Raw genomic sequence first — 19,383 nt, 5'->3', positions numbered from 1 at the left:
AACCCGATTATCAGGAAATCTTATCATTCAGTCATCATTAAGATAAAGCCTTCGTCTGACAGTTATAATTCTTTCACGACGAAGGCTGTATTTTTTCTCATAAAAAGACACTTTCTCGAAAAAGATCCTATCAATAGTCATCGATTATAATAGAAATAATCAAAGGAATCTGATGCATTTCTTCAAGGTAATTTTCCAAACGATGTATTATCATAAGCAATCTAGGCTTGCATCTTTTCTGTTATGCACTTTTAAGCAAAGAATACAGGAATTCTACCTTCGGAATAAGCAATAAAAAAACCGAAGCCCAAATGAGCTTCGGTTTTCTTGTATATATAGCGTTTACAGAATTATTCAGCTTTAGGGGCTTCCTCTGTAGTAGCTTCTGCAGTTGCTTCAGCAGCAGGTGCTTCAGTTGCAGTTGATTTTTTAGAACGACGAGTACGAGTAGCTTTCTTAGCAGCTGTCTTAGCCATGTTCTCATTGTAGTCTACCAATTCGATGAAACACATTTCTGCGTTGTCACCCAAACGATGACCAGTCTTGATGATACGAGTATAACCACCCGGACGATCTGCAACCTTTACAGAGATTTCTTTGAACAGTTCAGTTACAGCAAACTTATCTTGCAAGTTGCTAAATACAACACGACGTGAGTTAGTTGTGTCTTCTTTAGACTTTGTAATCAGAGGCTCAACGAACTTTTTCAAAGCTTTAGCCTTCGCAACAGTCGTAGTGATTCTTTTGTGCTTGATCAAAGAACATGCCATGTTTGACAACATTGCGTTTCTGTGAGAAGCAGTACGACCTAAATGGTTGAATTTTTTATTATGTCTCATTTTTTATTCTTTATCTAATTTATACTTAGAAATATCTGTTCCAAACGAAAGATTCAGACTCTCGAGCAAATCATCAAGCTCAGTGAGCGATTTCTTACCGAAGTTACGGAACTTCAACAGATCTGTCTTATTAAACTGTACCAAGTCTCCCAATGTTTCTACATCTGCAGCCTTCAAACAGTTCAAAGCACGAACTGACAAGTCCATATCAACCAATTTGGTCTTCAGCAACTGACGCATATGCAATACTTCTTCATCGAATTCTTCATTTCCGTCAGAATCTGATGTTTCAAGAGTAATCTTTTCATCAGAGAACAACATGAAGTGATAAATCAATATTTTAGCAGCTTCTTTCAGTGCTTCCTTCGGGTGAATGGAACCATCCGTTGTAATTTCCAGAACCAACTTTTCATAGTCAGTCTTCTGTTCTACACGATAGTTTTCTACCGCATATTTTACATTACGAATCGGAGTGTAAATAGAATCGATAGGAATTACGTTCACATCGGTGCAGTATTCACGGTTTTCGTCAGCCGGAACATAACCACGTCCTTTGTTAATAGTAAGATCTATCTGCATAGTTGCTTTTGAATCTAAATGGCAAATAACCAATTCAGGATTTAACACTTCAAATCCGGTCAAATACTTACCAATATCACCTGCCTTAAATTCAGTAGAATTCTCAACGGTAATGCTTACCTTTTCATTTTCGAATTCCTCAACTATTTGCTTGAATCGAACTTGCTTCAGATTCAAGATAATGTTAGTTACATCTTCTTTAACTCCCGGAACTGTAGCAAATTCATGTTCAACACCTTCAATATGAATAGTATTGATTGCATAACCTTCCAATGAAGACAGAAGAATACGGCGTAAAGCATTACCTACGGTAATACCGAAACCGGGTTCAAGCGGACGGAATTCGAATTTTCCGAATTTGGAATCCGCTTCCAACATTAATACTTTATCAGGTTTTTGAAATGCTAATATCGCCATGAAATTAATTATTATTTAGAGTACAATTCAACGATCAAGTGTTCTTTAATGTTTTCAGGAATGTCTGCTCTTTCAGGCTTGTGCAACAATTTACCAGTCTTAGAGTTTTCATCCCATTCCATCCAAGGATATTTGCTGTGATTGAAACCAGTCAATGAATTTACAATAACTTCCAAAGACTTAGATCTTTCACGAACACCTACCAACTGACCTGGTTTTACTGCGTAAGAAGGAATATTAACAACCTTACCATCTACAGTAATGTGCTTGTGACCTACCAATTGGCGAGCTGCAGCACGAGTAGGAGCAATACCCAAACGGAACACAACGTTGTCCAAACGACATTCAAGGCTCTGCAACAAGATTTCACCGGTAATACCGTTCATACTTGCAGCCTTTTCAAACATATTACGGAACTGTTTTTCCAATACTCCGTAAGTATATTTTGCTTTCTGCTTTTCAGCCAACATGACACCGTATTCAGAAGTTTTTCTGCGACGGTTGTTACCATGCTGTCCAGGAGGATAGTTTTTCTTAGACAAAACTTTATCTGCTCCAAAGATTGCTTCACCGAATTTACGTGCAATTCTAGTTTTTGGTCCAGTATATCTAGCCATTTTCTTCTTTAAATTTAATTGTTACTAATGAACTCAATTTGTTGCAGCCGCGATCACAGAAAGGAATGTAATCCATTATTTAACAAAATCAAGTTACATCTAAATAGGTTATCTTTATTATACTCTTCTTCTTTTAGGAGGACGACAACCGTTGTGAGGCAATGGAGTTACGTCAATAATTTCAGTAACTTCAATTCCAGCTCCGTGTACAGTTCTGATTGCAGACTCACGTCCGTTACCAGGACCCTTAACATAAGCTTTCACCTTTCTCAGGCCAAGATCGTACGCTACTTTAGCGCAATCCTGGGCAGCCATCTGAGCTGCATAAGGAGTGTTCTTCTTAGAACCTCTAAATCCCATCTTACCTGCAGAAGACCATGAGATGATCTGGCCTTCGCTGTTTGCCAAAGAAACGATAATGTTGTTGAATGAAGAATGAACATGCAACTGTCCATTAGCATCCACTTTCACATTTCTTTTTTTAGCTGCGACTGTTTTTTTTGCCATATTAACAATTATTATTTAGTAGCTTTTTTCTTATTTGCAACTGTTTTCTTTCTTCCCTTACGTGTACGAGCATTATTCTTAGTGCTCTGACCTCTTACAGGCAGACCCAAACGGTGACGAACACCACGATAGCAACCAATATCCATTAATCGCTTAATGTTCAACTGGATTTCCGAACGAAGATCACCTTCTACTTTATATTCAGCACCAATGATTTCACGGATCTTAGCAGCCTGATCATCAGTCCAATCTTTAACTTTCAAATCACGGTCAACACCTGCTTTGTCCAAAATTTTTGCTGAACTGCTGCGTCCAATACCATATACGTATGTCAACGCAATCTCACCTCTCTTATTCTGAGGCAAATCTACACCAACTATTCTTATAGCCATATACTAAATTATTTTTTTTGCAAAAATAATAAATTATCCTTGACGTTGTTTATACTTAGGATTTTTCTTGTTAATAACATACAAACGGCCATTGCGTCTAACGATCTTACATTCCGGTGTACGTTTCTTTAATGATGCTCTTACTTTCATATCTTATATTCTTTTATTTATATCTAAAAACGATTCTTCCTTTAGATAAGTCATAAGGAGACATCTCTACTCTAACTTTATCTCCAGGTAATATTTTAATGTAATGCATTCTCATTTTACCTGAAATATGAGCAGTTATTTCATGCCCATTTTCTAGTTCCACACGAAACATTGCATTAGACAATGCCTCGAGAATAACTCCATCTTGTTCTATTGCGGATTGCTTTGCCATATTAAATTGCCTTATCTCCTAAAACTTGTTCTATAAATTCAAACGATGATAAAATATCAGCCCGATCTAAACCAACTGCAACTGTATGTTCAAAATGTGCTGCCCATTTACGATCTCTTGTTCGTATCGTCCAATTATCATCCTCCATTACTATCTGCCTATTTCCTTGTGTAATCATAGGCTCAATAGCTATACACATTCCTTTTTTAAGAAGAGTTCCTGTACCCCTCTTCCCATAATTAGGAACTTGAGGTTCTTCATGCATCTGCTTACCAATACCATGCCCTACAAATTCACGGACTACTCCATATGAACGAGTTTCACAATATTGTTGAATAGCATAACCGATATCACCTAAACGTTTTCCATGAACAGCATTATCGATGCCTTTATATAAAGCCTCTTTTGTTGTTTTTAATAATGCTAAGATTTCTGGAGCTACTTCACCTACACAAAATGTATAAGCAGAATCACCACAGAAGCCGTTCATGTAGGTGCCACAATCTACAGAAATAATGTCACCCTCTTTTAAAGGAATATCATTGGGAATTCCATGAACGACTTGATCATTTACAGACGTACATAATGTACCAGGGAATGGGCTACCATAAGGATTAGGAAAACCTTTAAAAGTGGGAATTGCCCCATGATCCCTTATGAACTCTTCTGCAACTTTATCAAGTTGTTTTGTTGTTACACCCGGCTTTATCAGTTTAGCAACTTCTGCCAGAGTTTTCCCCACAAGGAGATTACTCTGGCGAAGAAGTTCTATTTCATCATCTGTCTTAAGAAATATCATTTTGTTTCTTAATAAGCTGCCACATTAGCAGAACGTCCTTTAATTCTTCCTGAGCTCAATAAACCGTCGTAATGACGCATCAACAAGTGACTTTCAACTTGTTGGAGAGTATCCAAAACGACTCCGACAAGAATCAATAAAGAAGTTCCACCAAAGAACTGTGCAAACTCAGCCTGAACTCCAAATAGGCCAGCAAAGGCAGGCAAAATAGCAACAATAGCCAAGAATATAGAACCAGGCAATGTTATACGAGACATGATTGTATCAATATAATCTGCAGTATTCTTACCAGGTTTTATACCAGGAATAAAGCCATTATTACGCTTCATGTCCTCTGCCATTTGAGTAGTATTAATCGTAATAGCTGTATAGAACCAGGTGAAAAGAATAATTAATATTGCAAATACCAGATTATATCCAAAGCTAGTATGATCTACAAACTCACGTGCAATACCACTGGTTGTAGCTACATTTGAGAAGCCAACAATTGTGATAGGAATAAACATGATTGCTTGCGCAAAAATAATAGGCATTACATTTGCTGCATTTACCTTTAAAGGAATGTATTGTCTAGCACCACCATATTGTTTATTTCCAACAATACGTTTTGCATATTGTACAGGAACTTTACGAACACCTTGTACCAAAAGAATGGCCGCTGCGATAACGAGTATCAACATTACGATTTCAACTAAGAACATAATGATACCGCCAGCTCCAGGTGATGCAAGGCGAGAAACAAATTCACCAGAAAAAGCTTGAGGAAGACGAGCAATGATACCGATCATAATTATCAATGAGATACCATTTCCGATTCCTTTATCTGTGATTCTCTCACCCAGCCACAAGATGAACATACTTCCTGCTGCCAAGACGATGGTAGAAGTAATAATAAAGAAAGTCCAATCTAATGAAGCATTAAGAGCTGAGCCAGCTTGCATTTTCAAGTTGATCAAATAAGAAGGAGCCTGGAATATCAAGATGAAGATTGTCAAAATACGAGTATATTGATTTATCTTCCGACGACCACTTTCTCCTTCACGCTGCAGTTTCTGGAAATACGGAACAGCAATGGCCAACAACTGAATCACGATGGATGCAGAGATATACGGCATAATTCCCAATGCAAAAATAGAAGCATTAGAAAAAGCTCCACCAGAGAACATGTTCAACAAAGCAAGAAGTCCTTCACTAGTTTGCTCATGCAACTTTGACAGCATATCGGGGTTAATACCTGGAAGAACCACATATGAACCAAATCTGTAGATTGCAATAAACAATATAGTAATGAGGATCCGCTGTCTCAGATCCTCAATATTCCATATGTTCTTTAATGTTTCAATAGATTTTCTCATTGAATCAGAGTTTTACTGCATTACCACCAACGGCTTCGATTGCAGCTACTGCACTCTTTGAGAAAGCATTAGCTTCCACATCAAGCTTAGTAGTTAAACTACCGTTACCAAGAACTTTCACTAACTGGCCAGAAGAAATAAAACCAGCTTCAATCAAGTCATTAACACCTACTTTAGACAGATTTTTAGCTTCAGCCAAGCTCTGAATAGTATCAAGGTTAATAGCTTTATATTCTACACGGTTAATATTCTTAAAACCAAATTTCGGAACACGACGCTGCAAAGGCATCTGACCTCCTTCGAAACCGATCTTCTTAGAATAACCAGATCTAGACTTTGCACCTTTATGTCCTCTTGTAGAAGTACCACCTAAACCAGAACCAGCACCACGGCCCACTCTTTTTCTAGTTTTGACAGAACCTTCTGCAGGACGTAAATTATTTAAATTCATATTGTAAAATCCTTTATTATTAACAATATAGTTACTTAACGATTGCAACAAGGTGTTTTACCTTTTCAATCATACCCAGAATTGAAGGAGTTTCTTCGTGTTCAACCACACGATTCAATTTACGAAGTCCCAGCGCATCCAAAGTTCTCTTCTGATCAGCAGGAGCACCAATTCTACTCTTTACTTGTTTAATCTTAATAGTTGACATGTCTATCCTCCTTATCCTCTAAATACTTTTTCCATACTTACACCTCTGTTTTGAGCTACCATGCGAGCATCTCTCATTTCACCCAAAGCCAAGATTGTAGCTTTCACCAGATTGTGAGGGTTTGATGAACCTTTAGACTTAGCCAAAACGTCAGTAACACCTACACTTTCCAATACGGCACGCATCGCACCACCAGCTACCACTCCTGTACCAGTTGAAGCAGGTTTAATGAAAACTTCTGCACCACCGAATTTTGCAGACTGTTCGTGAGGAACAGTACCTTTCAATACAGGAACACGAGTCAGGTTCTTCTTAGCTGCTTCTACACCTTTAGCGATTGCTGCAGTAACTTCACCAGCTTTACCAAGTCCCCAACCGATGATACCATCTTCGTTACCAACAACTACAATAGCAGAAAAACTGAAAGTTCTACCACCCTTTGTAACTTTAGTAACGCGGTTGATTGCAACCAGTCTATCTTTTAATTCTATATCGTTAGTGATCTTAACTCTATTATTAACTGCCATAATTCATTAAAATTTAAGTCCACCGTTACGAGCAGCATCAGCTACTTCTTTTACTCTCCCATGATACAAGTAACCATTACGGTCGAATACGACAGTCGTAATACCAGCTTCCTGAGCTTTTTTAGCGATCAGTTCACCCACCTTAGCAGCCTGTTCTTTTTTAGGCATTGCTTCCATACCCAAAGAAGAAGCAGCAGCCAATGTTTTACCGCTCAAATCGTCGATAACCTGAACATAGATCTGCTTGTTACTTCTAAACACACTCATACGCGGACGTTCAGCGGTACCTGAAATCTTGTTGCGTACTCTATATTTGATCTTGATTCGTCTTTCTATTTTTGTTGTCATAATTGTACGATTTTATGTGAATTACTTAGCGCCAGCTGACTTACCAGACTTTCTACGAATTTCTTCACCAACAAACTTAATACCTTTTCCTTTATAAGGTTCAGGCTTACGGAAAGAACGTATTTTTGAACAAACCTGACCGAGCAGCTGTTTGTCACAAGATTCCAATATAATAAGAGGGTTCTTATTTCTTTCAGATTTAGTTTCAACTTTGATTTCTGGGGGCAACTGCAAAAAGATATTATGAGTATAACCCAAAGCGAAATCAATGATGTTACCATTGTTTGATGCACGGTAACCAACACCGACAAGTTCCAACTCTTTCTTGTAACCTTCAGAAACACCTACAACCATGTTATGAATCAAAGCACGATACAAACCATGGAATGCATGACGCTGCTTCAAGTTATCAAGCATAGCGTTTTCATTTTCTTTCAACACCACATGTCCGTCTGCAATCTCCACATCAATAGCAGGATTAACAAACTGACTCAACTCACCTTTCGGACCTTTAACGTTTACTACGTTATCCTTCAGAGTAACTGTTACTCCAGCAGGAATACTAACGGGCAATTTACCTATTCTTGACATAGTTTATCCTCCTACATTAATATACATAGCAAAGAACTTCACCACCGATTTTCAAAGCAGCAGCTTCTTTGTCTGTCATCACACCTTTGGAAGTAGATATAATTGCAATACCTAATCCGTTAATAACTCTCGGCATGTCTTTGTAGCCAGTATACTTACGCATACCTGGAGTAGATACTCTTTCAAGTTTCTTGATAGCGTTAACTTTGTTAACTGCATCATACTTCAAAGCAACTTTGATAGTACCTTGAGGACCATCTTCTACAAACTTGTAGTTCAAAATGTAACCTTTGTCAAACAGGATCTTAGTAATTTCCTTTTTCAAGTTTGAAGCAGGCACTTCTACAACTCTGTGCTTAGCACTAATTGCATTTCTCAATCTAGTGAGATAATCTGCGATTGGATCTGTCATATAAATTAATTGTTAAATTAATCAGGACTACCCTGACAATATTTAATAATACAAATATTTACCAGCTTGCTTTTTTAACGCCTGGGATCAAACCGTTTGAAGCCATTTCACGGAATTGGATACGTGAAATACCAAACTGACGCATGTAACCTTTAGGACGACCAGTCAGTTTACAACGGTTGTGCAAACGGATCGGATTAGAATTCTTAGGAAGAGCCTGCAATTTCTGAGCAGCTTCAAAAGCTTCAGCAGGATCACCTGTGTTCACAATCTTCTTCAACGCAGCACGTTTCTCAGCATATTTGGCTACCAGTTTAGCTCTTCTTACTTCACGAGCCTTCATTGATTCTTTTGCCATATCTTATCAATCTTTTTTAGCGTTTTTAAACGGTAAACCGAATTCCTTCAACAAAGCATAACCTTCTTCGTCTGTCTGAGCAGAGGTTACAAAGGTAATATTCATTCCGAGAATTTTAGTAATACTATCGATATTAATTTCAGGGAAAATGATTTGTTCCTGAATACCTAAAGTATAGTTACCTCTTCCGTCCAATTTGCTTTCGATACCTTTGAAGTCACGGATACGTGGCAAAGCTACACGAACAAGCTTTTCAAGGAATTCATACATTCTTTCACGACGCAAAGTTACCATCACACCGATAGGCATTTTTTTACGCAACTTGAAGTTAGCGATATCTTTGCGAGAAACAGTTGCTACAGCTTTTTGACCTGTAATAGCTGTCAGCTCGTTAATAGCAACGTCGATAATCTTTTTATCAGCTACAGCCATACCCAAACCCTGATTGATAACAATCTTTTTAAGTCTAGGAATCTGCATAGATGAAGTATACTGGAACTGATTCTTCAATGCAGGCGCAATACGCTCTGCATATTCTTTCTTAAGGCTTGCAGTATTACTCATTGATTAAATCTCCTCTCCTGATTTTTTAGCATAACGAACAAATGTTCTTCCATCAGAACTTTCTCTTCTACCTACACGTGTCGGTTTACCAGTTTTAGGATCAACCGGGTTCAGGTTTGAGATGTGAATAGGAGCTTCCTGCTTCACAATACCACCCTGAGGATTCTTTGCGTTAGGTTTAGTGCTCTTAGATACCATATTGATACCTTCTACCACAGCGCGTCCTTCTTTAACAAGAACTTTCAACACGCGGCCAGTTTTACCCTTGTCTTCACCAGAGTTTACGTAAACTGTATCGCCTTTCTTAATATGTAATTTACTCATTACTTAAATCTTTTACAAAATTAAAGTACTTCAGGTGCAAGTGAAACCACTTTCATATTTGCGTTACGCAATTCTCTCGCTACAGGGCCAAAGATACGACTTCCTCTAATTTCACCTGCGTTGTTCAACAAAACGCAAGCATTGTCATCAAAACGAATATAAGAACCGTCAGCACGACGAATTTCTTTCTTTGTACGTACGATCAAGGCCTTAGATACTGCACCTTTTTTAATATCACTTGAGGGGATAACACTCTTTATTGAAACTACAATAACATCCCCAACAGAGGCATAACGTCTCTTTGTACCGCCTAAAACGCGGATACAAAGAGCTTCTTTAGCACCACTGTTGTCACATACTGTAAGTCTGGATTCTGCTTGTATCATAATTACTTAGCTCTTTCGATAATTTCAATCAATCTCCATCTCTTAGTTTTGCTCAAAGGACGAGTTTCCATGATACGAACAGTATCGCCCATCTGGCATTCGTTCTTTTCGTCATGAGCATGGTACTTTTTCGTTTTAGAAACGAACTTACCATAAATAGGGTGTTTTTCCTTAAACTTAGCAGCAACAGTAATGGTCTTATCCATTTTATTGCTAATCACAACACCAGTTCTTTCTTTTCTTAAATTTCTAGCTTCCATGAGGACCATTATTATTTGTTAAGTTCTCTCTGACGCAATTCTGCTTTCATACGCGCAATAGTTCTGCGTAACTTCTTAATCTGTGCAGGATTTTCCAGCGGAGAGATCGAATGATTCAAAACCATTTGATTGTAATTGGCAACTTCAGTCTGAATTCTTTCTGCCAATTCGTTGGTAGCTATTTCTCTAATTTCTGCAATCTTCATATCCATTAAGCATTTTGACTTGCGTCGTAATCACGTCTAACAATAAACTTAGTAGTAACAGGAAGTTTCTGTGCTGCAAGACGCAGAGCTTCTTTTGCTACTTCGAAAGATACACCTTCAACTTCGATCAAAATACGACCCGGAGTTACAGGAGCTACGAAACCTTCCGGAGAACCTTTACCTTTACCCATACGTACATCGGCAGGCTTACGAGTAATAGGTTTATCCGGGAAAATGCGGATCCAAATCTGACCCTGACGCTGCATATATCTTGTTACAGCAATACGAGCAGCTTCAATCTGACGTCCAGTGATCCATCTTGTCTGCAATGACTTGATACCAAATGAACCAAAAGCCAGCTGATGACCTCTCTGGGCATTACCTTTTGCACTACCCTTCTGCTGTCTTCTGAATTTTGTCTTTTTCGGTTGTAACATAATTCCTAAAATTCAAATTCGTTAGCGATTGTTGTTTTTCTTTCTGCGGAAATTCTTTCCACCATTGTTACTGTTTCCACCACGGTTGTTTTCTTTGCTCTGAGTAAAGTTAGGAGCCAACTCACGTTTTCCATAAACTTCACCACGGCAAATCCATACCTTAATACCCAGCAAACCAACTTTTGTCAAAGCTTCTGCGTGACAATAGTCGATATCAGCACGGAATGTATGCAGCGGAGTACGACCTTCTTTGTACATTTCAGAACGAGCCATTTCAGCGCCATTCAAACGTCCAGAGATCAACACTTTGATACCTTCAGCTCCCATGCGCATTGTGTTAGCAATAGCCATCTTGATAGCGCGACGGTAAGCGATTTTGCCTTCAACCTGGCGAGCGATATTATTAGCAACAATCACAGCGTCGAGTTCAGGTCTCTTCACTTCGAAAATATTAATCTGGATATCCTTATCAGTGATCTTCTTCAACTCCTCTTTCAACTTATCAACTTCCTGACCACCTTTACCAATGATAATACCCGGACGAGCAGTACATACAGTAATTGTCACCAATTTCAGAGTACGTTCAATAACGATTCTTGAAACGCTGGCTTTTGCAAGTCTGGCATTCAGATATTTACGAATTTTGCTGTCTTCCAACAAAGCGTCACCATAGTTCTTGCCACCGTACCAATTAGAATCCCATCCTCTGATAATTCCTAAACGGTTGCTTATCGGATTAACTTTCTGTCCCATCTAGTCTTAATTTTTATCATTAGTATTCTTAGAATCAACGAACAAAGTCACGTGATTTGAACGTTTGCGAATTCTGTAACCTCTACCCTGTGGAGCTGGTCTCATTCTTTTCAGAGTTGCACCTCCGTCAACATAAATCTTTGTTACAAAAAGTTCGCCATCTTCAGCTTTGCGTTCGTTTTTCTGTTCCCAGTTAGCAATAGCAGAGCGCAACAGTTTTTCCACTCTTGCAGAAGCTTCCTTAGAAGAAAACTTCAATACACCAAGTGCTCTATTTACCTCCATGCCACGAATCATATCTGCAACAAGACGCATCTTACGTGGAGAAGTAGGCACATTTTGCAATTTTGCAAAATACATGGTTTTAAGGGCTTCTTTTCTTTTTTCAGCCGATATTTTTTTTCTTGCTCCCATTATTTATTACTTTATTATTTCAAATAAGTGTCCTGTTATTTTTTCTTGTTACCAGCATGTCCACGGAAAGTACGAGTTGGAGCAAATTCACCCAACTTATGACCAACCATGTTTTCTGTAACGTAAACAGGAATAAATTTGTTTCCGTTATGAACTGCAATTGTATGCCCAACAAAATCAGGCGAAATCATTGAAGCTCTAGCCCATGTCTTAACAACTGATTTTTTGCCGCTTTCATTCATAGCAAGCACTTTATTTTCCAGTTTTACATTAATATATGGACCTTTTTTTAATGAACGACTCATAAATACTCAATTAATCAGTTGTTATTATTTTCTTCTTTCAATAATATACTTAGAAGACTGTTTCTTAGGTGCTCTTGTCTTCAAGCCCTTAGCATACAAGCCTGTACGTGATCTCGGGTGACCTCCTGACTGACGTCCTTCACCACCACCCATCGGGTGATCAACAGGGTTCATAACAACACCACGGTTGTGAGGACGACGGCCTAACCAACGAGAACGTCCTGCTTTACCAGAAGCTTCCAAAGCATGGTCTGAATTACCAACACTACCAATTGTAGCTTTACAAGCACTTAAGATCTGTCTTACTTCACCTGAAGGCAATTTGATAACACAGTATTTACCTTCGCGAGAAGTCAACTGAGCAAAGTTACCAGCCGATCTTACCAAAGCAGCACCTTGACCCGGGCGCAATTCGATGTTGTGAATTACAGTACCCACTGGGATGTTTTCAAGCGGAAGTGCGTTACCAATCTCAGGCGCCGCATTCGCTCCAGACATCAGAGTGCTACCAACTTGCAGTCCATTAGGAGCAATAATATATCTCTTTTCACCATCAGCGTAGAACAACAGAGCGATACGTGCCGAACGGTTTGGATCGTATTCGATTGTTTTTACAACTGCTGGAACACCGTCTTTATTTCTCTTGAAATCGATAATACGGAATTTTCTCTTATGACCGCCGCCAATATAGCGCATTGTCATTTTACCTACGTGGTTACGACCACCAGTAGAACGCTTTCCATATACAAGAGATTTTTCTGGTACCGATGCAGTAATCTCTTCAAAAGTACCAATAATTTTGTGTCTCTGCCCCGGTGTTGTGGGCTTAAATTTACGTACTGCCATCTTTTATTTAAATATTGCTATAAAAATCAATAGTATCACCTTCTTTCAATGTAACGATTGCTTTCTTATAAGCATTTGTACGTCCATTGATAAGACCTGATTTAGTATAACGGCTCTTGTTCTTTCCGGCATAACGGATAGTATTTACGTCAACAACAGTCACGTTATACAAAGCTTCGATTTCACTCTTAATTTCTAACTTGTTAGCTTCAGGACGAACAATAAATCCAAAGCGGTTGAACTTTTCAGATATTGCCGTCATCTTTTCTGTAACCAACGGTTTAATAATCATTCCCATATTACTTCAGCCTCCTTTAATTATTTAACTAAGGTTTCCTCGATAGCTTTCAATGCGCTTTCTGTAACAACAAGAGTTTCTGCGTTCAATACAGAGTAAGTATTCAGCGCAGAAGCAATTGCAAGATTTGTACGCTCTAAGTTACGAGCAGACAAATATACGTTTTTATTTGCTTCCGGCAAAACCATAAGCAGCTTTTTACCAGCTACTTTAAGATTATTCACAACATTTACAAATTCTTTAGTTTTAGGAGCTTCAAAAGTGAAGTCTTCTACTACGATAATGTTGTTAGCCTGTGCTTTATAAGCCAAAGCAGATTTACGTGCCAAAGCCTTAACTTTCTTGTTCAATTTGAACCAATAGTCACGTGGTTTAGGACCAAACACACGAGCACCACCTACCAACAGCGGAGAGTTGATGTCACCACGACGTGCACCACCACCACCTTTCTGACGGCCTAATTTACGAGTAGAACCACTGATTTCGCTTCTTTCTTTAGACTTGTGAGTTCCCTGGCGCTGATTAGCCATGTACTGTTTTACGTCAAGATAGATAGCGTGATCATTCGGAGTGATTCCGAAGATAGCTTCATTCAAAGCAACCTTTCTTCCGGTATCTTCACCCTTAATATTTAATACGTTAACTTCCATTATTTCTCAATTATTACGATTGAACCTTTGCAACCTGGAACAGAACCCTTAATCAAAAGCAAGTTGTGTTCAGGAATCACTTTTAATACCTGTAAGTTGTGAGTAGTTACTCTGTCACCACCCATTTGACCACCCATGCGCATTCCTTTGAATACTTTTGCAGGGTAAGAACAAGCACCGATAGAACCCGGCTTACGAGCACGGTTGTGCTGACCGTGAGTAGTCTGACCTACACCACCAAAACCATGACGTTTAACAACACCCTGGAAACCTTTACCCTTAGAAGTACCGATTACGTCTACATAGTTAGTATCGTTAAACAATTCTACAGTGATAGTATCACCTAAATTCAATTCTTCTGAGAAATCTTTGAACTCGGCCAAGTGTCTCTTTGGAGTTACCCCAGCTTTTTTAAAGTGACCCATCAACGGTTTAGTAGTATGTTTTTCCTTTTTGTCCTGGAAACCTACCTGAACAGCTGCATAGCCATCTTTTTCTACACTCTTAATCTGAGTAACTACACAAGGACCAGCTTCGATAACAGTGCATGGTACATTCTTACCATCAGCACTGAAAACGGATGTCATTCCGATTTTCTTTCCTAATAATCCTGGCATTTCAGTTAATTTTTAATTGATTAAACTTTAATTTCTACTTCTACCCCACTCGGTAATTCCAATTTCATCAAAGCGTCTACTGTTTTTGCAGTTGAGCTGTAGATGTCGATCAGTCTCTTATAAGAAGACAATTCAAACTGTTCACGTGACTTCTTGTTTACGAAAGTCGAACGGTTTACAGTAAAGATACGTTTGTGAGTTGGCAATGGAATAGGACCGCTAACGATAGCACCTGTAGCCTTCACAGTTCTTACAATCTTCTCTGCAGACTTGTCAACCAAGTTGTGATCGTAAGATTTCAGTTTAATTCTGATTTTCTGACTCATTTGTTTAATTTAAATTATAATGTTTAATGAATAAGATGAAGCATGAGGGCTAAGAGTCATTCGCTAGCCCTCATCGGCTTCAAGCTATTTTATTTACGACTAATTGTATTATACCAAGTCTACGCGACCCTTCACTTCTTCCAACACAGTCTTAGCGATTGAGCTAGATACCTGTGCGTGGTGATCGTATGTCATAGAAGAAGTTGCACGACCAGAAGTAATAGTACGCAAAGCAGTTACATAACCGAACATTTCAGACAGTGGCACCATTGCTTTAACGATACGTGCACCAGAACGGCTTGTTTCCATACCTTCTACCTGACCACGGCGTTTGTTCAAGTCACCGATTACATCACCCATGTTTTCTTCCGGAGTTACTACTTCCAGTTTCATGATCGGTTCCATCAATACAGGAGCTGCTTTAGCACAAGCATTTTTGTAAGCCTGGATTGCACAGATTTCGAATGACAACTGGTCAGAGTCTACCGGGTGGAATGAACCATCTTTCAAGACAACCTTCAGAGAATCGAGCGGGAAGCCAGCCAAGATACCATTCTTCATTGCAGTCTGGAAACCTTTCTGTACAGAAGGGATGAATTCCTTAGGAACGTTACCACCCTTCACTTCGTCGATAAACTGCAAGCCACCCTGTTTGAAGTCTTCATCAACCGGACCAACAGTAACGATGATATCAGCAAACTTACCACGACCACCAGACTGTTTCTTATAAACTTCACGCAATTCTACAGTCTTAGTAATAGCCTCCTTGTAGTTAACCTGAGGACGACCCTGGTTACATTCTACCTTGAACTCACGTTTCAAACGGTCGATAATGATATCCAAGTGAAGCTCACCCATACCAGAGATAATCGTCTGACCACTCTGTTCGTCTGTACGTACAGTAAATGTCGGGTCTTCTTCAGCCAATTTAGCCAAACCGTTAGACAATTTATCCAAGTCTTTCTGAGTCTTAGGCTCTACAGCGATACCAATAACCGGTTCCGGGAATTCCATAGATTCCAATACGATCGGAGCTGTTTCATCACACAAAGTATCACCAGTACGGATATCTTTGAAACCTACACCAGCACCAATATCACCAGCACCGATTACTTCTACCGGATTCTGTTTGTTTGAGTGCATCTGGAACAAACGAGAAACACGTTCTTTCTTACCAGAGCGAGCATTAAAGATATAAGAACCAGCTTCTACCTTACCAGAATAAACACGGAAGAAAGTCAAACGTCCTACGTATGGGTCTGTAGCGATCTTAAATGCCAATGCTGAAGTTTTTTCATCTTCAGAAGGCTTACGATCTTCTTCGGCACCAGTGGCAGGATTTGTACCGACAATATTCGGAGTATCCATCGGAGAAGGCAAGAAAGCACAAACATAGTCAAGCAATGTCTGAACACCCTTGTTCTTGAAAGAAGAACCACAGAACATAGGAACGATATCCATCTTCAAAGTACCTGCACGCAGTGCACGCAAGATTTCTTCCTCTGTAATAGTAGAAGGATCGTCAAAGTATTTTTCCATCAAAGCTTCGTCGAACTCAGCTACTTTTTCCAGCATCTTATCACGCCATTCCTGAGCTTCGTCAACCAAGTTTGCAGGGATTTCTTCTACATCATAGTCAGCACCCATTGTTTCATCGTGCCACAAGATAGCTTTCATCTTGATCAAGTCAACAACACCCTTGAAAGTTTCTTCTGCACCAATAGGAATTACCACCGGACATGGATTAGCACCCAAAACATCCTTCATCTGGCGAACTACTTCGAAGAAGTCAGCACCAGAACGGTCCATTTTGTTTACATAACCAATACGAGGTACATTATATTTGTCAGCCTGACGCCATACTGTTTCCGACTGAGGTTCAACACCACCTACCGCACAGTAAGCCGCAACGGCACCATCCAACACACGTAAAGAGCGTTCCACCTCAGCAGTAAAGTCAACGTGTCCCGGAGTGTCAATCAAGTTGATTTTATATTTATTACCTGCATAATTCCAGAAAGTAGTAGTAGCAGCAGATGTAATAGTAATACCACGTTCCTGCTCCTGCTCCATCCAGTCCATAGTTGCAGCACCATCGTGAACTTCACCAATTTTGTGAGTCAGACCAGTGTAAAACAAGATACGTTCAGAAGTAGTTGTTTTACCAGCATCGATGTGCGCCATGATACCGATGTTACGGGTCAAATGCAAATCATTTTTAGCCATTTTATCTTCCTTAATTTAAAATTAATACTTGACTTGATTAGAATCTGAAGTGAGCGAAAGCACGGTTAGCTTCAGCCATACGGTGCATATCTTCTTTACGTTTGAAAGCACCACCCTGTTCGTTGTAAGCATCCAAGATTTCAGCAGCCAACTTGTCAGCCATAGTTTTACCACCGCGTTTGCGAGCGAAGGCAATCAGATTCTTCATAGAGATTGACTCTTTACGGTCAGGACGAATTTCAGTAGGAACCTGGAATGTAGCACCACCGATACGGCGAGATTTTACTTCCAACTGAGGAGTTACATTTTCCAATGCTTTTTTCCATACTTCCAAAGCAGAAGTTTCTTCGTTAGGAAGTTTTGTACCAACTGTTTCCAGAGCATTGTAGAAGATTTCGTAAGAAGTATTCTTCTTTCCATCATACATCAGATGGTTTACGAATTTAGAAACCTTCTGATCGTTAAATACTGGATCCGGAAGGATCACACGTTTTTTTGGTTTTGCTTTTCTCATTTTGTTTGATAATAATGTTTAGTTTGGGGCTGCATCTCTGTTTTCTTCAACGCTTCCTCTGAAGCATTTACTCAACCTTAAAGCTTTTCCAACAAACCAAAACGAATTAATAAAAAGTCTTTTTACTTATTGCAACAAATTATTTCTTACCTTTTGCTGCCGGAGCCTGTCCTGGTTTCGGACGTTTAGCACCATATTTAGAACGTCTCTGAGTACGTCCAGCTACACCAGCTGTATCCAATGTACCACGAACAATGTGATAACGTACACCCGGAAGGTCTTTCACACGACCACCACGAACCAATACGATTGAGTGTTCCTGCAAGTTGTGTCCTTCTCCCGGAATGTAAGAGTTCACTTCCTTAGAGTTTGTCAGACGCACACGAGCAACTTTACGCATTGCAGAGTTCGGTTTTTTCGGAGTTGTAGTATACACACGTACGCAAACACCACGTCTCTGAGGACATGAATCCAGCGCCGGAGACTTACTCTTCTCAACCAAAACCGTTCTTCCTTTTCTTACTAATTGTTGAATAGTAGGCATTTTGTTTGATTTTTAATTATTATTATATTGTTTATTTGTATTATCTAATCCTATTCGAAACTATACATTTCGGGCTGCAAAATTACAAATAACTTTTTAATATACAAACAGATTTAAGAGAAAAAAGTTATTTAACTTCTTTTTTCTTAGGGAGAAAGAAAAATCGGGAGATTAAACAGAACAAATTTATTACAAAGCCCCTGATTGTGTATCGTAAAAGCCATTTTCAACCTTTCCGGACAAGAAAAAAAATATCGCAGTACTGATCATAATTCAGAACTGCGATTATTTTTTGTCTGTTTTTAACAAAGTCAATACAAATTATGCTTCGCCTTTAAAATCGCTCAATGGCGGAACAAAAGTTTTACTACCTGCCTGCTGTTGTTCTTCCGGCATACGGATAGGACCAAATTCTTTTTCAAATTTAGCTACATTGTCCTGCAATGCATACATCAAGCGTTTTGCATGTTCGGGAGTCATCACAATACGAGACTGAACTCCAGCCTTCGGCAATCCCGGCATGATACGGACAAAATCCACAACAAATTCAGAAGTAGAATGAGTAATTATAGCAAGATTTGCATAAGTGCCTTGAGCAACTTCTTCTTTCAGCTCAATCTGAAGCTGATTATTTTTGTTTTCGTTTTCCATGATTAAATTGATTTAAATTTAGTTGTTTTTTATTGTGATGGCAAAAGTAAGGAAAAAGTTGAACTTACCTAATAAAAATTAAAATTATTCGTCATTTTCTTTCTTCAAAGCCTTCCGAAGCCATTCTAATGGCATTTTTCATTTCTTTTTTTATTTTATTATCCGTTTTTTTTCATAATTTACGAACAGGCACTACGTACTTCCCGATTATTTATTGAAAAAATATTCAACTTTCGAGAACAATACCATACTTTTCTTTGTTTTATATACAGAATAAAGA

34 protein-coding genes are annotated in these 19,383 nt (G+C 38.9%); all 34 read right to left on the bottom strand.

From position 1 onward, the window contains the following. Positions 1 to 350: 350 nt before the first annotated feature. On the bottom strand, positions 351 to 839 hold the full coding sequence (gene rplQ / locus WKU26_RS03765; protein WP_178266743.1) for a 50S ribosomal protein L17: 489 nt from the start codon (positions 837 to 839) through the stop codon (positions 351 to 353). A gap of 3 nt (positions 840 to 842) precedes the next feature. Next, a complete protein-coding gene (locus WKU26_RS03760; RefSeq protein ID WP_178266742.1) occupies positions 843 to 1,835 on the bottom strand; it encodes a DNA-directed RNA polymerase subunit alpha in 993 nt (330 codons plus the stop codon). 11 nt (positions 1,836 to 1,846) lie between these two features. Further along, the gene (rpsD, locus tag WKU26_RS03755) at positions 1,847 to 2,452 is read right to left on the bottom strand and encodes a 30S ribosomal protein S4 (RefSeq protein ID WP_340320942.1); all 606 of its coding nucleotides are present in this window, start codon (positions 2,450 to 2,452) and stop codon (positions 1,847 to 1,849) included. A 117-nt stretch (positions 2,453 to 2,569) separates the two neighbouring features. Beyond that, complete coding sequence (gene rpsK, locus WKU26_RS03750; RefSeq protein ID WP_007567382.1) at positions 2,570 to 2,959, bottom strand: 30S ribosomal protein S11; 390 nt, start codon at positions 2,957 to 2,959, stop codon at positions 2,570 to 2,572. Between the two features lie 11 nt (positions 2,960 to 2,970). Then, positions 2,971 to 3,351: a 30S ribosomal protein S13 gene (gene rpsM / locus WKU26_RS03745; RefSeq protein ID WP_007559362.1), complete on the bottom strand. Its 381-nt coding sequence runs from the start codon at positions 3,349 to 3,351 to the stop codon at positions 2,971 to 2,973. A gap of 33 nt (positions 3,352 to 3,384) precedes the next feature. Continuing rightward, positions 3,385 to 3,501, bottom strand: coding sequence for a type B 50S ribosomal protein L36 (gene ykgO / locus WKU26_RS03740; protein WP_002558051.1), 117 nt, complete (start codon positions 3,499 to 3,501; stop codon positions 3,385 to 3,387). 13 nt (positions 3,502 to 3,514) lie between these two features. Beyond that, positions 3,515 to 3,733 (bottom strand): translation initiation factor IF-1, encoded by a 219-nt coding sequence (gene infA, locus WKU26_RS03735; RefSeq protein WP_178266785.1) that lies wholly within the window; start codon positions 3,731 to 3,733, stop codon positions 3,515 to 3,517. A 1-nt stretch (position 3,734) separates the two neighbouring features. Beyond that, positions 3,735 to 4,532: a type I methionyl aminopeptidase gene (map, locus tag WKU26_RS03730; RefSeq protein ID WP_340320941.1), complete on the bottom strand. Its 798-nt coding sequence runs from the start codon at positions 4,530 to 4,532 to the stop codon at positions 3,735 to 3,737. Positions 4,533 to 4,540: 8 nt separating this feature from the next. After that, the gene (gene secY, locus WKU26_RS03725; protein ID WP_178266787.1) at positions 4,541 to 5,887 is read right to left on the bottom strand and encodes a preprotein translocase subunit SecY; all 1,347 of its coding nucleotides are present in this window, start codon (positions 5,885 to 5,887) and stop codon (positions 4,541 to 4,543) included. A 4-nt stretch (positions 5,888 to 5,891) separates the two neighbouring features. Further along, entirely contained in the window at positions 5,892 to 6,338 is a 447-nt protein-coding gene (gene rplO / locus WKU26_RS03720) for a 50S ribosomal protein L15 (protein WP_269877387.1), read from the bottom strand. A gap of 31 nt (positions 6,339 to 6,369) precedes the next feature. Beyond that, positions 6,370 to 6,546, bottom strand: coding sequence for a 50S ribosomal protein L30 (rpmD, locus tag WKU26_RS03715; RefSeq protein ID WP_007559368.1), 177 nt, complete (start codon positions 6,544 to 6,546; stop codon positions 6,370 to 6,372). Between the two features lie 11 nt (positions 6,547 to 6,557). Beyond that, the gene (rpsE, locus tag WKU26_RS03710) at positions 6,558 to 7,073 is read right to left on the bottom strand and encodes a 30S ribosomal protein S5 (RefSeq protein ID WP_005844884.1); all 516 of its coding nucleotides are present in this window, start codon (positions 7,071 to 7,073) and stop codon (positions 6,558 to 6,560) included. Positions 7,074 to 7,079: 6 nt separating this feature from the next. Next, positions 7,080 to 7,421, bottom strand: a complete 342-nt coding sequence (rplR, locus tag WKU26_RS03705) for a 50S ribosomal protein L18 (protein WP_178266909.1) — start codon at positions 7,419 to 7,421, stop codon at positions 7,080 to 7,082. A 21-nt stretch (positions 7,422 to 7,442) separates the two neighbouring features. Continuing rightward, on the bottom strand, positions 7,443 to 8,012 hold the full coding sequence (gene rplF / locus WKU26_RS03700; RefSeq protein ID WP_178266910.1) for a 50S ribosomal protein L6: 570 nt from the start codon (positions 8,010 to 8,012) through the stop codon (positions 7,443 to 7,445). A gap of 16 nt (positions 8,013 to 8,028) precedes the next feature. Beyond that, positions 8,029 to 8,424 carry a 30S ribosomal protein S8 gene (gene rpsH / locus WKU26_RS03695; protein ID WP_022125491.1) on the bottom strand — a complete coding sequence of 132 codons (396 nt, stop codon included), beginning with the start codon at positions 8,422 to 8,424 and terminating at the stop codon, positions 8,029 to 8,031. A gap of 58 nt (positions 8,425 to 8,482) precedes the next feature. Further along, positions 8,483 to 8,782 (bottom strand): 30S ribosomal protein S14, encoded by a 300-nt coding sequence (gene rpsN, locus WKU26_RS03690; RefSeq protein ID WP_007567362.1) that lies wholly within the window; start codon positions 8,780 to 8,782, stop codon positions 8,483 to 8,485. A 6-nt stretch (positions 8,783 to 8,788) separates the two neighbouring features. Further along, positions 8,789 to 9,346, bottom strand: coding sequence for a 50S ribosomal protein L5 (gene rplE, locus WKU26_RS03685; protein ID WP_178266911.1), 558 nt, complete (start codon positions 9,344 to 9,346; stop codon positions 8,789 to 8,791). Between the two features lie 3 nt (positions 9,347 to 9,349). Continuing rightward, a complete protein-coding gene (rplX, locus tag WKU26_RS03680) occupies positions 9,350 to 9,670 on the bottom strand; it encodes a 50S ribosomal protein L24 (RefSeq protein ID WP_178266912.1) in 321 nt (106 codons plus the stop codon). 20 nt (positions 9,671 to 9,690) lie between these two features. Further along, positions 9,691 to 10,056 (bottom strand): 50S ribosomal protein L14, encoded by a 366-nt coding sequence (gene rplN, locus WKU26_RS03675; protein ID WP_007559377.1) that lies wholly within the window; start codon positions 10,054 to 10,056, stop codon positions 9,691 to 9,693. Between the two features lie 2 nt (positions 10,057 to 10,058). Further along, positions 10,059 to 10,316: a 30S ribosomal protein S17 gene (gene rpsQ / locus WKU26_RS03670; RefSeq protein ID WP_178266913.1), complete on the bottom strand. Its 258-nt coding sequence runs from the start codon at positions 10,314 to 10,316 to the stop codon at positions 10,059 to 10,061. 11 nt (positions 10,317 to 10,327) lie between these two features. After that, positions 10,328 to 10,522 (bottom strand): 50S ribosomal protein L29, encoded by a 195-nt coding sequence (gene rpmC / locus WKU26_RS03665; protein ID WP_007559379.1) that lies wholly within the window; start codon positions 10,520 to 10,522, stop codon positions 10,328 to 10,330. Positions 10,523 to 10,527: 5 nt separating this feature from the next. Continuing rightward, the gene (rplP, locus tag WKU26_RS03660) at positions 10,528 to 10,959 is read right to left on the bottom strand and encodes a 50S ribosomal protein L16 (protein WP_177592001.1); all 432 of its coding nucleotides are present in this window, start codon (positions 10,957 to 10,959) and stop codon (positions 10,528 to 10,530) included. Positions 10,960 to 10,980: 21 nt separating this feature from the next. Next, positions 10,981 to 11,712 carry a 30S ribosomal protein S3 gene (gene rpsC, locus WKU26_RS03655; RefSeq protein ID WP_178266914.1) on the bottom strand — a complete coding sequence of 244 codons (732 nt, stop codon included), beginning with the start codon at positions 11,710 to 11,712 and terminating at the stop codon, positions 10,981 to 10,983. 6 nt (positions 11,713 to 11,718) lie between these two features. After that, positions 11,719 to 12,126, bottom strand: a complete 408-nt coding sequence (rplV, locus tag WKU26_RS03650) for a 50S ribosomal protein L22 (RefSeq protein ID WP_007559383.1) — start codon at positions 12,124 to 12,126, stop codon at positions 11,719 to 11,721. Between the two features lie 35 nt (positions 12,127 to 12,161). Then, on the bottom strand, positions 12,162 to 12,431 hold the full coding sequence (gene rpsS, locus WKU26_RS03645) for a 30S ribosomal protein S19 (protein WP_007559385.1): 270 nt from the start codon (positions 12,429 to 12,431) through the stop codon (positions 12,162 to 12,164). 24 nt (positions 12,432 to 12,455) lie between these two features. Continuing rightward, positions 12,456 to 13,277, bottom strand: coding sequence for a 50S ribosomal protein L2 (gene rplB, locus WKU26_RS03640; protein WP_072529631.1), 822 nt, complete (start codon positions 13,275 to 13,277; stop codon positions 12,456 to 12,458). A 7-nt stretch (positions 13,278 to 13,284) separates the two neighbouring features. After that, the gene (gene rplW / locus WKU26_RS03635) at positions 13,285 to 13,575 is read right to left on the bottom strand and encodes a 50S ribosomal protein L23 (RefSeq protein ID WP_007567348.1); all 291 of its coding nucleotides are present in this window, start codon (positions 13,573 to 13,575) and stop codon (positions 13,285 to 13,287) included. Positions 13,576 to 13,595: 20 nt separating this feature from the next. Beyond that, positions 13,596 to 14,225: a 50S ribosomal protein L4 gene (gene rplD, locus WKU26_RS03630; RefSeq protein ID WP_178266915.1), complete on the bottom strand. Its 630-nt coding sequence runs from the start codon at positions 14,223 to 14,225 to the stop codon at positions 13,596 to 13,598. Beyond that, positions 14,225 to 14,842 (bottom strand): 50S ribosomal protein L3, encoded by a 618-nt coding sequence (gene rplC, locus WKU26_RS03625; RefSeq protein WP_178266916.1) that lies wholly within the window; start codon positions 14,840 to 14,842, stop codon positions 14,225 to 14,227. Before rplC ends, rplD begins: the two co-directional genes overlap by 1 nt. Before the next feature lie 20 nt (positions 14,843 to 14,862). Beyond that, positions 14,863 to 15,168: a 30S ribosomal protein S10 gene (gene rpsJ / locus WKU26_RS03620; RefSeq protein WP_002558075.1), complete on the bottom strand. Its 306-nt coding sequence runs from the start codon at positions 15,166 to 15,168 to the stop codon at positions 14,863 to 14,865. 108 nt (positions 15,169 to 15,276) lie between these two features. Next, the gene (gene fusA / locus WKU26_RS03615) at positions 15,277 to 17,394 is read right to left on the bottom strand and encodes an elongation factor G (protein WP_340320940.1); all 2,118 of its coding nucleotides are present in this window, start codon (positions 17,392 to 17,394) and stop codon (positions 15,277 to 15,279) included. A 37-nt stretch (positions 17,395 to 17,431) separates the two neighbouring features. Beyond that, entirely contained in the window at positions 17,432 to 17,908 is a 477-nt protein-coding gene (rpsG, locus tag WKU26_RS03610) for a 30S ribosomal protein S7 (RefSeq protein WP_269877410.1), read from the bottom strand. A gap of 139 nt (positions 17,909 to 18,047) precedes the next feature. Then, entirely contained in the window at positions 18,048 to 18,452 is a 405-nt protein-coding gene (gene rpsL / locus WKU26_RS03605) for a 30S ribosomal protein S12 (RefSeq protein WP_154043500.1), read from the bottom strand. A gap of 321 nt (positions 18,453 to 18,773) precedes the next feature. Then, positions 18,774 to 19,103 (bottom strand): DUF3467 domain-containing protein, encoded by a 330-nt coding sequence (locus WKU26_RS03600; protein ID WP_269877411.1) that lies wholly within the window; start codon positions 19,101 to 19,103, stop codon positions 18,774 to 18,776. Positions 19,104 to 19,383: the final 280 nt, after the last annotated feature.

This window comes from Phocaeicola sp. HCN-40430, from assembly GCF_037890285.1.
Classification (GTDB): Bacteria; Bacteroidota; Bacteroidia; order Bacteroidales; family Bacteroidaceae; genus Phocaeicola; species Phocaeicola acetigenes.
Note: the sequence above shows the minus strand (reverse complement) of the source record. Positions and strands in the feature narration are given on the sequence as shown.